The following is a 14,188-nucleotide window of genomic DNA, read 5'->3' as shown; positions in this document are numbered from 1 at the left end:
GATATTTATGTCGGTTGCCCTGGCTCGGCCTGAACAACACTGTTATTACCTGCTCTCTTTGCAGACAGCAGCGCTCTTTCAGCGAGGCCGACCAGCGCCTCCGGGTCTGCATCCGGAAATGCATCTGTCGAAACAGTGCCGGTACAGACAGTTAATTTTGTGGGAACCTGATTTACTGGTTCTGGATGCATCATCACAGCAAGGCGGATACGTTCGGCAACAGCAAATGACACCAGATGCGAAGCGCCGGGCAAGACAATCAGAAACTGATCTTCGCCGAAACGACCCAGCGCATCAAACGGACGTATGCATGACCGGATGCGGCTGACCATACGGATGAGTATCTGGTCTGCACCGGACACACCATGATCACGCCGCAGCAATTCAATCTGATCCGGAAACACAAACATGAGTGACAGCGGTTTTTCCGCTTTACGGCAACGCTCCAGCTCCAGTCCGAGTGAACGGATGATGGCACCTTTATTCCATGTACCCAGCAAAGGGTCAATCATGGCTTCGCGTTTCAGATAACGGTTTTGTTTGAGTAACTCATGCTGTTGCTGGCAGACAGAAGTCAGTGCCAGTTCATGCTGAATCAGCACGGCCATGTCGGCCAGCAGCAAGTGTGCGGTGGAATCGAGTTTTCGCGGTTGATAGTCAATCAGGCGGATACATGCCACCAGTTGACCATGCATATCGTGGACAGGATAGGAAGCATAGAAGCGGATAAACGGCGCACCTGCCACGTAAGGCAGTTGCGCCAGTTCGGCATCCTGTGTCAGATCGTCGATCAGCACGACATCTTCCGTCAGCGGAAAATAATCGCTGAACACCGCTTCCATTTCGGAAATCGGATGTCCGTTACTGTTACTGCGTCCGGCAAGCCGGCCAAATGTGATGAAGCAGTTTGCGACCGAAAACAGTTGCAAGCCCAGTCGTTCAAAGCGCGCAATTCTGGCTTCCGGTTTTTCGGCAGAAAGCCGCTCAATTGCGGTATTCGCCGGCGCTCCGGAAGTCAGCTGAAAACTGCTAACGCCTGATGACATGCACGCCCCCGTTTTCGTGTCAGCCAGCTTTATTCAGCCCGGTAGTTTGGTGCTTCTTTGGTGATCTGCACATCGTGAACATGCGATTCGCGCATGCCTGCAGATGTGATCTCGACGAATTCTGCTTTATTGTGCATGTCGTCGATCGATCCGCAACCACAGTAACCCATGGAAGAACGAACGCCGCCGACCAGTTGATACAGAATTGCCAGCACACTGCCTTTGTAAGGTACGCGACCTTCAATGCCTTCCGGCACCAGTTTGTCCTGGTTGTTGCCGGATTCCTGGAAGTAGCGGTCAGCAGAACCTGCAGACATCGCACCCAGACTGCCCATGCCGCGATACGATTTGTAGCTGCGACCCTGATACAGAATCACTTCGCCCGGCGCTTCTTCGGTACCTGCAAACATACTGCCCATCATGACAGTCGATGCGCCAGCGGCCAGTGCTTTTGCCACGTCGCCGGAGAAACGCACACCACCGTCAGCGATACACGGAACGCCGGTACCTTTCAGCGCGGTTGCAACGTTAGCGATTGCAGAGATTTGCGGCACACCGACACCGGCAACAATACGTGTAGTACAGATAGAACCAGGCCCGATACCGACTTTCACCGCATCCGCGCCGTGCTCAACCAGCGCCAGCGCTGCAGCAGCAGTAGCAATATTGCCGCCGATGACGTCGATGTGCGGGTAGTTATCTTTTACCCAGCGTACGCGATCCAGAACACCTTTCGAGTGACCGTGTGCAGTATCCACAACGATCACGTCCACACCGGCTTTCACCAGCAAATCGATACGGGCTTCATTGTCAGGACCAACACCGACCGCTGCACCAACGCGCAGCTGACCACGTGCATCTTTGGATGCAAACGGATGCTCTGTCGATTTCTGAATATCTTTCACTGTGATCAGACCACGCAGTTCGAAGTCGTCGTTGATCACCAGTACGCGTTCGAGGCGGTGTTTGTTCATCAGGCGCTTGGCTTCCGCCAGATCAGCACCTTCTTTGACGAACACCAGTTTGTCACGCGGTGTCATTTTCGCGCGTACTTCCGCTTCCAGATCTTCTTCGAAACGCAGGTCACGATTGGTGATAATACCAACCACGTACTTGCCTTCCACCACCGGAAAACCGCTGATGCCATGCTGATGCGACAGAGAAAGTACGTCCCTGATACGCATATCCGGCGGTACAGTGATCGGATCACGTAACACGCCGGATTCAAAACGTTTCACTTTGGAAACTTCGCGGGCTTGCTCAGCTGCAGTCAGATTTTTGTGGACGATACCGATACCACCTTCCTGAGCCATCGCAATTGCCAGTCGCGCTTCCGTGACTGTATCCATTGCAGCGGACACAAGCGGGATATTCAGACTGATATTGCGCGACAGTTTGGTCGCAAGGGAGGTGTCTTTCGGGAGGATGTTCGAATAGGCTGGTACGAGTAGCACGTCATCGAACGTGAGTGCTTTTTGAAGTAAACGCATAGTCTTTCCTATAGGCGCAAAAGCGAATTATACAGAAAACTTGCGAGCGCGTCGCGTACCGTGTAAAACTCTCGTTATTGATTATGACACTTTCACACATCAAACTATGAAAAGCCGCACGCTGATCGCATTACTGTCTCTGATTTGTGTTCAGGGACTCGCTATGGCCCAGTATATCTGGGTTGACGAAAAAGGAAACAAACAATACTCCGACACCGCGCCGCCGGCTTCTGTGCCGAAGAGCCGCATTATTAAAGCACCGGGCGCAGCAGCAGGCACCACATCTGCCCCTGCCCCTGCCGCCACCACGCCATCGGCACCGGCCAAACCACAGACCACAGCGAGTAAAAACGAGGATTACAACAAACGCCGTACTGAGCAGGCTGAAGCTGCGCAAAAAAACGCGGCAGAGCAGCAAGCCAGTCAGGATAAAAAAGCAGATTGCGAACGCGCTCGCAGTTACCAGCGCAGTCTGGAATCCGGTGAACGCGTAGCCAACGTAGACAGCAAAGGTGAACGCTACTTCCTCGATGATACTCAGCGATCGAAAGAAATCGATCAGGTGAAAAAAGCGCTGGCGAATTGTCAGTAATTTTTATTTCCGGTATCGGCAAAAATAAAACGGGCTCTGATAGCCCGTTTTATTTTTTATTCTTTCTCTCTCTATTACCGCAGAAATTGCCGGAGCTGATTTGCGTACCGGCTTACATCGTTCCGCGCTTGCGATTTTGTTTCGCCGCTCTGCGCCGGCGCGCTTCCATAGGATCGGCGGTCAGCGGACGGTAAATTTCGATGCGGTCTCCATCTTTCAGCACACTATCCGGCGTTTTCTTTTTACCGAAAACACCAACCGGCATGGCACTGATGTCGCGAATACCGGCTTTTTCTGCAATCCCGCTTTGTTGAATTGCTGCGGCGATGTCGGCACCGGAAGCGATCGTCAGCGGAATACGGAACACTTGTTCCGGCAATGCATAACAAACTTCGACCTGAATCAATTCAGCCATAGACCTTCTCCGCGCGCTGGCAAAAACTGTCAACGAAACTGTTCGTAATTTTGCTGAATACCGGTCCGATAATATGCTCCAGCAACTTGCTGGAAAATTCGTAATGCAAATCAAACTCGATCTTGCATGCATCAGCTCGCAGCGGAGTAAACTTCCAGCTACCGGTTAAATGGCGGAATGGTCCTTCCACCAGTTGCATTTGCATTGCATGTGGTGGCTGGTTCTGATTTCGCGTCGTAAAGCTCTGACGAATACCGTGATAATTAATCGATAAAGTTGCGACCAATGCCGCATTTGTGCGCTCCTGAACGGAAACACCGCCACACCAGGGCAGGAATTCAGGGTACGCTTCCACCTTATCCACCAGAGCAAACATTTGCTCGGCGCTGTAAGCAACAAAAACTGTCTTATGTACTACCGCCATTGAATAAAACCATTTGGTAAAATGTCAGGTTCGCATTTTACCCGAGTCGCCGGATTGACGACATCTCGTCAGCATAAAGACCGTGACGCATTAGCAGAGAAAAAACACGCATGACTATCGCAGACAATAAAAAGGCCTTCCACGATTACTTTGTTGAAGAACAGTTTGAAGCCGGCATGGTGCTGGAAGGCTGGGAAGTAAAAGCTATCCGCGCTGGCAAAGTGCAATTAAAAGAAGCTTATGTGATCGTGAAAGCGGGAGAAATTTTCCTGTTCGGCGCGCACATTGGCGCATTACCAACCGCATCCACCCATATCCGTCCGGATTCGGTCCGTACCCGTAAGCTGCTGTTACGCGCTGAGGAAATTTCCAAACTGATCGGTAAAGTGGAACGCGCAGGTTACACCATGGTACCGATCAATCTGCACTACAGCAAAGGCCGCATCAAATGCCAGATTGGCCTTGCGAAAGGTAAAAAGCAGCACGATAAGCGTGATACCGAGCGTGAACGCGACTGGCAGCGCGAACAGCAAAAAATCATGAAGCAGCACCGCCGCTGATTTTCCTTCCGGCGCGGCTTTTCTGCCGCGCCCTGCTCCCCTTTCTGCCGCAAACAGCGCGCTTTCGGCATGACCTCTGATCTGGCTCTGTCAGCCACCCGAAATACGTGAGAGAATCAGCCGGCATCGTTGCTGTTTTTTGCAACTGTGTGCAAAAAAGCATCGGATTCGACGAAATTCCGCGACAAACGCGGCGATTTTGATCACAGTAAAGTATGTAACTCTTTGTAAGCCCCCGTCCTAAACGGTTTCCAATATGAAACGTTCTCAGTACCATTACGGCCTATGAATACTGTAAACACGATTGAACAAAGTGCTGGCCAACCGGGCACTCCGCCAAAAGCGAAAATCCTGGTTGTTGATGATGATTTACGGCTGCGCGAACTGCTGCGCCGCTATCTGACAGAGCAAGGCTTTTATGTCGTCGGCGCAGAGAACGCACAGGTCATGAACAAGCTGTGGATGCGTGAACGTTACGACATGCTGGTACTGGATCTGATGTTGCCGGGTGAAGACGGGCTGGCCATTTGCCGACGCCTGCGCGGTGGTGGCGATCAGACCCCGATTATTATGCTGACCGCCAAAGGCGAAGAAGTCGACCGTATTATCGGCCTGGAAATGGGTGCGGACGATTATCTGCCGAAGCCATTTAACCCGCGTGAACTTGTGGCACGTATCAACGCCGTCTTACGCCGTAAAGCACCTGATGAATTGCCGGGCGCACCATCCGATGGTCCGCAAACCTTCAGTTTTGGCGACTTCACACTGGATCTGGGTACCCGCACATTGCGTAAAGGTACACAGACCATTTCGCTGACCACCGGCGAATTTTCGGTACTGAAAGTGTTTGCGCGTCATGCACGTCAGCCGATGTCGCGTGAAAAACTGATGGAACTGGCACGCGGCCGCGAATACGAAGTGTTTGACCGCAGTCTGGACGTACAGATTTCCCGCCTGCGCAAACTGATCGAGCCGGACCCGTCCAACCCGCTGTACATCCAGACAGTCTGGGGACTGGGCTATGTGTTTATTCCTGACGGACAGAAAAACTGAATACCGGTAAACCTTTGATTGCCTCCTACCTCAACAGTATGGAATGGCTGAAAAGCGGATTATTCTGGCGCACCTTCTTCATGCTTGCCGCCCTTGTGATGGCAAGCATGTTGCTTTGGTTCGCCAGTTTTCGCAGTCTTGAACGCACACCACGGGCGCAGCAACTGAGCTCGCAGATCGTGTCGATTGTCACGGTCAGTCGCGCTGCACTTGCACACTCTCCGCCGGAAAACAGCGTGGCCTTTCTGACGACAATGGCGCGTAACGAAGGGGTACGCATCACAACTTTGCACCGTGAAGATGTGACTGCGCCGCTGGAGAAGAACGCCTTTAACACCGAACTCGGCGCTTCCCTGACGCAAACGCTTGGTGCCGATACCCGCTTTGCGCGTCAGGTGAATGGCGAAACCGGTTTCTGGATCAGCTTCCGCATCAATGATCAGCCTTACTGGCTGCGTCTGGATACCGAACGTATTGAGCCGCCGATTACCATCCCGGTGATCAGCTGGGCTGCTGCAACATTGCTGCTGACCTTACTCGGCGCGGTCATTATTTCCAAACTGATCAATGACCCTCTGGCGCAGCTGAGTCAGGCGGCATATCAGATCGCACAAGGTAAGCGCCCTCAGCCTTTGCCGGAACGCGGCCCGAAAGAAATCCGCGAAACCAACACCAGTTTTAATTCGATGGTGGAAGATCTGGCGCGGATTGAAACAGACCGCACCATCATTCTGGCCGGTATTTCGCATGATTTGCGCACGCCGCTGGCGCGTATGCAGCTGGAAGTGGAAATGGCGGATCTCGATCCGCAGGCGCGCGCCGGTATGCAATCCGATCTGGTGCAGATGGATGCGATCATTAATCAGTTCCTCGATTACGCAAAACCGCTGGATAACCATGATTTCGAGCCGGTAGAAATCAGTGAACTGTTATTGCAAGTCATCAAGGATTACGCATCGCGCATTTCTAACCTGCAGATTCGTACGGATATCACGCCCGGCCTGATCATCAATGGCAATGAAACGGAATTGCATCGTTTGTTTTCTAACCTGATTGAGAATGCCTGCCGTTACGGCAAAAATCCGGATCGCCAGACCGTGCTGATGGAAGTGCAGTGCAGCCTGAAAAAAAATGGCAAGAAGCAAGGCGTACTGATCAGTTTCCGTGACTATGGTGATGGCGCACCGGACGATGACATCAACCGCTTGCTGCGACCTTTCACCCGCGCCGATGCTTCCCGCAGTCAGGCCAATGGCTCCGGCCTCGGACTGGCAATTGTGGACCGTATCATCAAACGTCATCGCGGTCGCTTACGTATTTACAATCATGAACATCGTGGCTTTGTGGCCGTGATGATTATCCCTGAGCACCGTTCGCGCTGAGATATTCAGCAGTTCTCTGACGCCCGTTCCATCTGCAATCCATACTCACTGACAGGTTTCCGGCCTGTCAGCGTCAGCAAATCCGTCAGCAAGCCAAATTCGGGGCAAAAATGCCTCAAATGCGGAGTCTGGCACAGCGATCCGGCGGTCGTCGGCAGAAAGTCCGGGGCTCCGTAAATCACGAATGACGATTCTTGCATACTCAGCGTGCAGTTCAGCGGCCGCACACGCCGGACTTCGGTCTTCCGGCGATTGGCAGCCTGATGAGCAACCGGCACGAAGTCGGGCAAAACTCTGCGCCATACATCAGTACAACCTCATTCAATGACCGGATATAAAAAAGAGCGGCTTACGCCGCTCTGACTCAGTGAAACTTTACAAACTCAGCGTGCCGGTGCGCTCAGTGTCAGAGACATTTTCAGTGAAGGCAAGGATTGTGCAGGTGCATTGACGACCTGCACTTTGGCCACAGCCGGTGCTGCCACTGCCTGTGCCGGACCGGCAACATGCAGCAAACCGACACCCAGCACGCCCGCAGTCAGCACTGCACCCGCCACCAGCGCCGGACGCCAGCTGCGCTTTGCATCGTTCGCTGCCATCGCCGGCATGTCAAACTGCACCGGGGCCTGTTGCAGCAATGCCTGAACCTGATCAGACCAGCCGTTCACGCGGTTACCTTCGTACTGCAGCTTGCGCAGTACATCGCGGGTCATTGCCTCCGCCTGCTGTTCAGCAACACGGCGTGTTTTTTCCAGTGTTGCACGCTGAATTGCCTGTGCTGCAATCAGACTGTCCGCTTCGATACCGGCCTGCTCTGCCATCGCCTGTAACTGCATTGCACGCAGGGTCATGCTTTCTGCCTGCGTCTGCAGCCATTCCTGCATTGCCACTTCCGCCTGATTCAGTTCCGCCACATGCTGATGTGCTGCCTGCAATGCGGCTGTTGCAGCTTGCTGTTCCTCACGGCGTTGCAGAATCAGATCCGCCAGCGCCGCATGTTCTTCATCCATTGCCGCAGTACGGGCTGCTGTTTCGGCAATCGCAGCCTGATCCTGTTTCAACGCTGCGAGTTTTTCCTGTTCCTTCGCAACGACCGCCAGACTTTCCGCCATCAGGCGCTGCTCTTCCGCAATACGTTGTGCAATGAGTGCTTCTGCTGCGGCAGCGGCTTCTGCACGTGCTTTGGCGGCGGCTGCCAGTGCCTGTTCCTGCTGCGCCAGACTGTCTTCTGCCAGTTTCGCCTGTGCTTCTGCCTGCAGACGCGCCTCACTTTCACGGGCCAGATTCTGTTCGTGCTGCAAGCGCATTTCAGTGCTGTCCAGCAAGGCATGTTCTGCTGCCAGACGGGCTTCTGCGGCGGCAACCGTCATTGCATGTTGACGCTGAATTTCCTGTTCGGTTTCACGTTGCTGCGTTGCCAGTGCCAGTGCGCGGCGTGCCTGCTCTGCATTGTCTGCCTGCAGCGCGAGTACGCGGCTGGCTTCCTGTGCTGCGGCTTCCGCCATTTGTGCGGCTTCCAGTTCCTGCGCGGCTGCCATTTGCAATAAACGGGCAGCTTCTTCCTGTGCAGATGCTTTTTCCTGTGCTGCACGTTGCTGTAACTCTGCAGCTGCTGCCGCTTCGCTTGCAGCTTTAGCCAGTCGCTGTTCAGCGATCTGCGCCTGTGCAGCGGCAGACGCCGCTTGCTGTTCTGCCTGAATGCGTTCTGCCAGATGTTGTGCCGCAGCCTGTTCTGCCTGCAAGCGCGCCTGTTCCAGCTGCAGCAATGCTGCTGTTTTTTCCTGATTCTCCAATGCGGCCTGCTGGGCTGCCGTCTGCATTTCCGCATGCTGTTTTGCCTGTTCCAGCATTGCATTTTCTGCGGCCAGTTTGGCTTGCGTCATTTCCAGTGCATGCTGTTCTGCAGCGGCACGTTCCGCCTGGGCAGCTGCCAGTGCAGCCTCTTGCGCAACACATGCCTGCATTGCCTGCAGCGCCTGCTGGTCGCTGTGCTGACGTGCACTCAGCTCTTTTGCCAGTTCTTGCTCCGTTATGGCGCGTGCTTGTTCCAGCGCGGTGTTTTCCTGCAGCAAACGAATCTTTTGCTGTGTCGCATCCGCACGTTGCTGCTGCGCTTCTGCTTCAGCCTGTTCAGCAAGAATTGCTGCATCGGCAGCCGCATTGGCTTGCTCCAGCGCGAGACGACGAGCCTGCTCTGCACTGGCTTTCTGACGTGCCAGTGCTGCCTGACGGTAAGCTGCCTCTATGCGACGATCCGTTTCCGCTTTTGCCGCCTGTTCGGCCGCCATGCGTTCAGAAGTAGCCTTTGCTAAGGCTTCTTCCGATGCAATACGCTGCTCGGTTGCGATGTGCAATTGTTCTGCCAGCGCCAGTTTTTCGTTTGTCACGCGAACCAGTAAAGCTTCCTGATCTGCAATTGCAGCCAGTTCCTGATGCAGGCTGCACTCAGCTTCTGCGCGCGCTGCCTCTGCCAGTCGGATCTGCTCTGCCGTGTGTGCGTTGGCGGCGGCAAACGCGGCAGCCTGTGCAGCCTCTGCACGCGCAGCGTCGGCTGCTACTAAGGCCTGTTGCACCATCGCCTGTTCGCGGGCAGTGTGTGCCAGCGCCTCGGTTTCAGCACGTACTTTTTCTGCTTCGGTGTCTGCCAGCAACGAGACTTTCGCCAGTTTTTCTTCTACCAGTTCCAGTGCTTTTTTCTGCGTCGCGACAAACACACGTGCCTGTTCACGCAGACGTTGCTCAGAAGCCAGCTTGCTGTCAGCCAGTTGCGCTGCCAGTTGTTCAGCCTGCGCACGTTCCTGCGCCATTGCCGCCAGCTCTGCCTCACGTTCTGCTCGGGCAGCCGCTGCCGCGCTGGCGATCTGCTCTGCTTCCGCGCGCAAACGCTGTGCCTCGCGCTCTTCAAGCTCTGCCTGCAGACGCTGTTGTTGCGCCGCCAGTTGTGCCTGCAACTGCTGTTCATTTTCCTGCTGAGTGCGCAGTGCTTCACGCTCCAGCACAGCCAGTTGTTGCGCAGCTTCTTTGCGACGCTGCAACAAAGCCAGTGCCTCCAGTTCCGCTTGCTGAATCAGCTCCTGCTCAGCACGCAGACACTGTTCTTCCTGCACACGCAGATCCAGTAATTCACGCGCCTGTTGTTCTGCCGCCAGTGATGCCTGACGTGCTTCCAGACTGGCTTGTTCCAGCGCGAGGCGGGCATTCAGTTCGGCCTGCAATGCCTGTTCAGTCTGCAGATTTTCCTGCGTTGTGATCAGGGTACGGGCTTCTGTATCTGCTTTTTGCGCCAGCACCTGATTCAGCGCTTCCGTTTCCTGTGCACGGGCCTGCGCCAGTTGCAGATAGTCTTGCTGCAGACGGGCATGCTCTTCGAGCTTGCTAACCCTTGCCTGCTCTGCATCGATCAGTGCGCGGCGTGCGATACGCGCTTCTTCCTGAATATGCTGACGGCGTGCCAGCAATGCCGCCTGTGTTTTTTCCTGCTCTGCTTTTTCCAGCAAAACTGCGGCCAGTGCCTGCTCATGTTCCAACTTTTCCTGCATTGCCTGTGCAGCGAGTGCCTCTGCCTGCAAACGCGATTGCTCGGCCTGATTTGCCTGCTCCGATTGCACAGCCTGCAATGCAGCCAGCGCCGCAGCCTGTTCTGCCAGTTGTTTTTGCTGCGCCTGATGCAGCAAAGCATCTTCACGTGCAGCAGCTTCGAGTTCCGCAGCCAGACGGGCTTGCTCTGCGGCCTCCTGCTGTGCACGCGCCTGCTCTAAGGCCTGCAGTTCGGTATTACGCGCAGCAATCTGTGCCTCGGTCGCTGCCGCGATTGCTTCTGCTTTTTCGCGTGCTGCCAGCACGGTATCCTGTGCTGCTTCAGCCTTCAGTTTTTCAGTCTCGACGGCTTCCTGCAGTAAATCCAGCGCCTGCTGTTCTTCACGTGCAGTCTGCAATTCTGCCGCCAGCAAAGCTTCGCGGGTTTGCTGCTGTTCTGCCGCCAGTGCTGCGCGCTGCTGACTGACAGCAGCCAGTTGCTGTGCCTGCTCTGCTTCACGTTTTGCTGTCGCCAGCGCTGCTTCCTGCGCGATACGTGCTGCGTGTTCTGCTGCCTCTTTTTCCGCCAGCATTGCAGCCTGTTCACGCTCTGATTGCGCTTTGCATTCCAGCTCTGTCGCAATACGTTGTTCTGCCGCCAGTTTCTCTGCCAGTGCTGCAGCCGCATTTTGCTCCGCACGCAAACGGCGCTCTTCTGCCGCCGCCAGTTCTTTCGCAATTTGCAGTTTGTCTTCCGCTGCCTGTTTTGCCTGACCTGTCAGTTGCGCTGTCAGTACCGCGACTTGTAAAGCTTCCTGTTCTGCATTGGCTTGCTCACAAGCGATTTCCAGTGCAGATTGTTCAACCTGCGCACGTTCCTGTGCGATACGCGCAGCACGCTGTTCTTCTTCCATACGCGCAGCCGCATTTGCCGTTGCTGCCGCTTCCGCCAGACGACGGGCCTCGGCTTCCGCCAGCGCTTGCTGTTCTGCCTGCAAGCGTGCTTTGATCTGATGATCTGCCATGGCAGCAGATTCAATCTGTTGCATTGCCGCTTCCTGCAATGCTTTTTCGGTGCGGATGCGCTCTTCCGTCATCAGACGGATTTTCTCTTCGGCATCACGGCGTGCACGCGCAGCTTCAGCCGCTTGCGCTTCCGCCTGAGCACGTTTTTCTGCGGCATCTTTCAGTTCCAGCTCTGCCTGAACGCGCATCTGGATGGCTTCCAGTGCGCGCTGCTCAGATTCGCTGCGCGCCTGAGAAATAGCGAGATGTTCCTGCTCCAGAATCTGCACCATCTTGCGTCGCTCTTCCGTCAGCGGACTGTCTTCCGGCTGGGACTGCGCTGTCTGTGCTTGCGCTTGCAGCGTAAAACGGGATAACGCAGCGTTCGCAGCAACAGATGCATGCTCTTCTTCAGGCAACGACAATTGCACTACCGGTGCCGGCATCGGGGTAACCGGAGGCAGTGGTGCAGCGTGTTGCCATTGTTTATCGGCGCGCTCACGGGCTTCAAGGCTGAGCTTCTGACGCAGTGCGTCTTCCTGTTGCTGCTTCAATTGCTGACGCTTCGTTTCCGCAGCCGCCAGCATTGCCGGGTCCGGGGTGACCTCCGACATGGCTGGCGTTATCGCTGCCGGTTGAGATGCAGCTTTCTGATCCGCAACAGCTTGTGCAGCCCGTGCCTCGACACGGGCAATTGCCTCACGGATTCCCTTCACATCAATCCGAGAATTCGATTCCAGCAAGCCGGAAGAATGCATAAATACACTGCTGTCATCGAATTCCTCATCAAAGGAACCGCGTGTCATGCGATGTAAAAGTGTCTGATCCTTGTCCATACTCAACCCCGTTTTGAGTGCCAATATCGTGCAACAGAAGAAAAACTTCTTTCGTATGCTGTCATTATCCCGATTTGCAACTGTTTCAAAGACCAGAATACAGGCAGGATTTCCCCTCTTTTTCCGTGCTGAGTGTTTGTTTTTAGTTTGACTACACCGTAAAACGGCATAGGGGCGTACAATAGCGCCTGCAAAAAATTTAGCTGGAGAATATGTTGAACGATTTAGTGACTGAAATTAAGCACCCGCTGGTGCAACACAAGCTGACGCTGATGCGCAGCAAAGATACGCCAACCGACAATTTCCGCCGCCTGTTGCGCGAAATCAGCCAGATGTTCGCGTATGAAGTCACCCGCGACCTGCCGATCGAATTCACCCGTATCGAAACACCGATTCAGGAAATCGATGCACCGGTCATCAGCGGTAAAAAACTGTGCGTGATCTCCGTCCTGCGCGCCGGCAACGGCATTCTCGACGGCATGCTGGATCTGCTGCCGAATGCCCGCGTTGGCCACATCGGCTTGTATCGTGATCCGGAAACACTGGAGCCGGTAGAGTATTACTACAAAGTGCCGGAAGATATCTCTGAGCGTCTGGTCATCGTTGTTGACCCGATGCTGGCAACCGGCAACTCCGCTGCAGCCGCGATCGAACGCCTGAAACGCGGCGGCGCGAAAACGATTAAATTCGTTTGTCTGCTGGCCGCACCGGAAGGAATCGAAGTCATGCGCAAAGCGCATCCTGATGTACCGATCATTACCGCCTCGATCGATCAGCGTCTGAATGAACACGGCTACATCGTTCCAGGTCTTGGTGACGCAGGCGACCGTATTTTCGGCACAAAATAAGCCAGCTACCCTGACTAAACTGATAAGCAGTGCTTAAACACTGCCCTCAGAAACATTAAACCCCGCTGCCGGAAACGCTGCGGGGTTTTGTTTTACTGCATAATTCAGCAATACGGATACCGGATGCTACCCTCTAACCTTTCGATGCCGCATCCGGAAATCACGCATCAAATACTGTACTGCGATCAGCACTGACGATCTCAGCGACACCAGCATACTCAGACACCTCAGAGATCTCCAGTATTAACAAACTGCGAGGCTCATCGCTGGCCGTTAATGCAGCGTACTTTGCAAACCAACATACCTCCTCAAGCATCTCGTCAGGAGGACAGGTCGTCACTACGCTAGTTGATCCTGACTCAGGACTATCGCAAATCACATCATTTGCAGAATCCTCCCATGCTTTCGCAAATGCCCCCCAGCACATCAGATAGCGCAAATGATCGCTGATCAACTTTCGACAAAATTCATACCTTGAGTGGTCTGATACAGACGTCAGCGCAATCACCAAAACATGGGTATAACTGTTCTGAATCATAAACATCCGGTCGGTCAACGATCCGGGATGCATATGAAGATATGTTGTCTTCATCTGTTTCCTTTACTTCATATTGTCGTGAAAAACTGTGCAACACAGGATATCTAAAAAACTGGAAATCTTGACTATATTTGCACTGCATAATTAATTTGTCTCAGTGCAAGTGCGTAGCGCCATTCAACAATATAACTGCAAAGTGTGTTTTCGGAGTATCTGATGACTGTCGGGTTAGCGGGCATATATTCATACCACGTTTATAACAACAACGGCCGTCGATTCTCAACAGCCTTCCAGTTTGGTGATCACCTCGGCGTCGGCTATGTGTTCAACAACGGGCTGGACGTTGGTCTGAAGGTGCAGCATTTTTCCAATGGCGCGATCAAGCGTCCGAATCCGGGTGCGAATGTCGCAGTTCTGCGGGTGGCGTACCCGTTCTGAGGTATTGGCGGGGCACTGTCTGTGCAGTGATCCGCATTGATGCAT

The 14,188-nt window shown here is 54.1% G+C and carries 12 protein-coding genes; 6 read left to right on the top strand and 6 right to left on the bottom strand.

The window, feature by feature from the left end; all coding sequences use genetic code 11:
• Nucleotides 1–5 precede the first annotated feature (5 nt).
• Nucleotides 6–1,046 (bottom strand): GGDEF domain-containing protein, encoded by a 1,041-nt coding sequence (locus tag IE092_RS00060; protein WP_189354985.1) that lies wholly within the window; start codon nt 1,044–1,046, stop codon nt 6–8.
• A 29-nt stretch (nt 1,047–1,075) separates the two neighbouring features.
• A complete protein-coding gene (gene guaB / locus IE092_RS00055) occupies nt 1,076–2,536 on the bottom strand; it encodes an IMP dehydrogenase (RefSeq protein ID WP_189354984.1) in 1,461 nt (486 codons plus the stop codon).
• Between the two features lie 106 nt (nt 2,537–2,642).
• Here guaB and IE092_RS00050 point away from each other — a divergent pair, with 106 nt between their 5' ends.
• Nucleotides 2,643–3,128, top strand: a complete 486-nt coding sequence (locus IE092_RS00050) for a DUF4124 domain-containing protein (protein ID WP_229792948.1) — start codon at nt 2,643–2,645, stop codon at nt 3,126–3,128.
• A 112-nt stretch (nt 3,129–3,240) separates the two neighbouring features.
• Here the strand turns inward: IE092_RS00050 and IE092_RS00045 are convergent, their stop codons facing one another.
• The gene (locus tag IE092_RS00045; RefSeq protein WP_189354982.1) at nt 3,241–3,543 is read right to left on the bottom strand and encodes an RnfH family protein; all 303 of its coding nucleotides are present in this window, start codon (nt 3,541–3,543) and stop codon (nt 3,241–3,243) included.
• The gene (locus IE092_RS00040) at nt 3,536–3,967 is read right to left on the bottom strand and encodes a type II toxin-antitoxin system RatA family toxin (RefSeq protein WP_189354981.1); all 432 of its coding nucleotides are present in this window, start codon (nt 3,965–3,967) and stop codon (nt 3,536–3,538) included. The genes IE092_RS00045 and IE092_RS00040 overlap by 8 nt, the downstream gene beginning before the upstream one ends.
• A gap of 89 nt (nt 3,968–4,056) precedes the next feature.
• On the opposite strand from IE092_RS00040, the gene smpB reads away from it, so the two are divergent.
• From smpB to IE092_RS00025, 3 genes are all read left to right on the top strand, one after another.
• Nucleotides 4,057–4,527, top strand: a complete 471-nt coding sequence (smpB, locus tag IE092_RS00035; RefSeq protein ID WP_268249263.1) for an SsrA-binding protein SmpB — start codon at nt 4,057–4,059, stop codon at nt 4,525–4,527.
• 285 nt (nt 4,528–4,812) lie between these two features.
• A complete protein-coding gene (gene ompR / locus IE092_RS00030; protein ID WP_189354979.1) occupies nt 4,813–5,580 on the top strand; it encodes an osmolarity response regulator transcription factor OmpR in 768 nt (255 codons plus the stop codon).
• 14 nt (nt 5,581–5,594) lie between these two features.
• Entirely contained in the window at nt 5,595–6,962 is a 1,368-nt protein-coding gene (locus IE092_RS00025) for an ATP-binding protein (RefSeq protein ID WP_308427087.1), read from the top strand.
• Between the two features lie 383 nt (nt 6,963–7,345).
• On the opposite strand, the gene IE092_RS00020 is transcribed toward IE092_RS00025, so the two are convergent.
• The gene (locus IE092_RS00020; RefSeq protein WP_189354978.1) at nt 7,346–12,319 is read right to left on the bottom strand and encodes a coiled-coil domain-containing protein; all 4,974 of its coding nucleotides are present in this window, start codon (nt 12,317–12,319) and stop codon (nt 7,346–7,348) included.
• A 212-nt stretch (nt 12,320–12,531) separates the two neighbouring features.
• Here IE092_RS00020 and upp point away from each other — a divergent pair, with 212 nt between their 5' ends.
• A complete protein-coding gene (gene upp, locus IE092_RS00015; protein WP_189354977.1) occupies nt 12,532–13,167 on the top strand; it encodes a uracil phosphoribosyltransferase in 636 nt (211 codons plus the stop codon).
• A 160-nt stretch (nt 13,168–13,327) separates the two neighbouring features.
• Here the strand turns inward: upp and IE092_RS00010 are convergent, their stop codons facing one another.
• Nucleotides 13,328–13,759, bottom strand: a complete 432-nt coding sequence (locus IE092_RS00010; RefSeq protein WP_189354976.1) for a DUF7684 family protein — start codon at nt 13,757–13,759, stop codon at nt 13,328–13,330.
• A gap of 162 nt (nt 13,760–13,921) precedes the next feature.
• On the opposite strand from IE092_RS00010, the gene IE092_RS00005 reads away from it, so the two are divergent.
• Nucleotides 13,922–14,143 carry an acyloxyacyl hydrolase gene (locus tag IE092_RS00005; RefSeq protein WP_189354975.1) on the top strand — a complete coding sequence of 74 codons (222 nt, stop codon included), beginning with the start codon at nt 13,922–13,924 and terminating at the stop codon, nt 14,141–14,143.
• The last annotated feature ends 45 nt before the right edge of the window (nt 14,144–14,188 follow it).

The organism is Cognatundibacterium squillarum (genome assembly GCF_014652435.1).
Taxonomy (GTDB): domain Bacteria; phylum Pseudomonadota; class Gammaproteobacteria; order Burkholderiales; family Burkholderiaceae_D; genus Undibacterium; species Undibacterium squillarum.
This window is presented reverse-complemented; position numbering and strand designations above follow the sequence as displayed.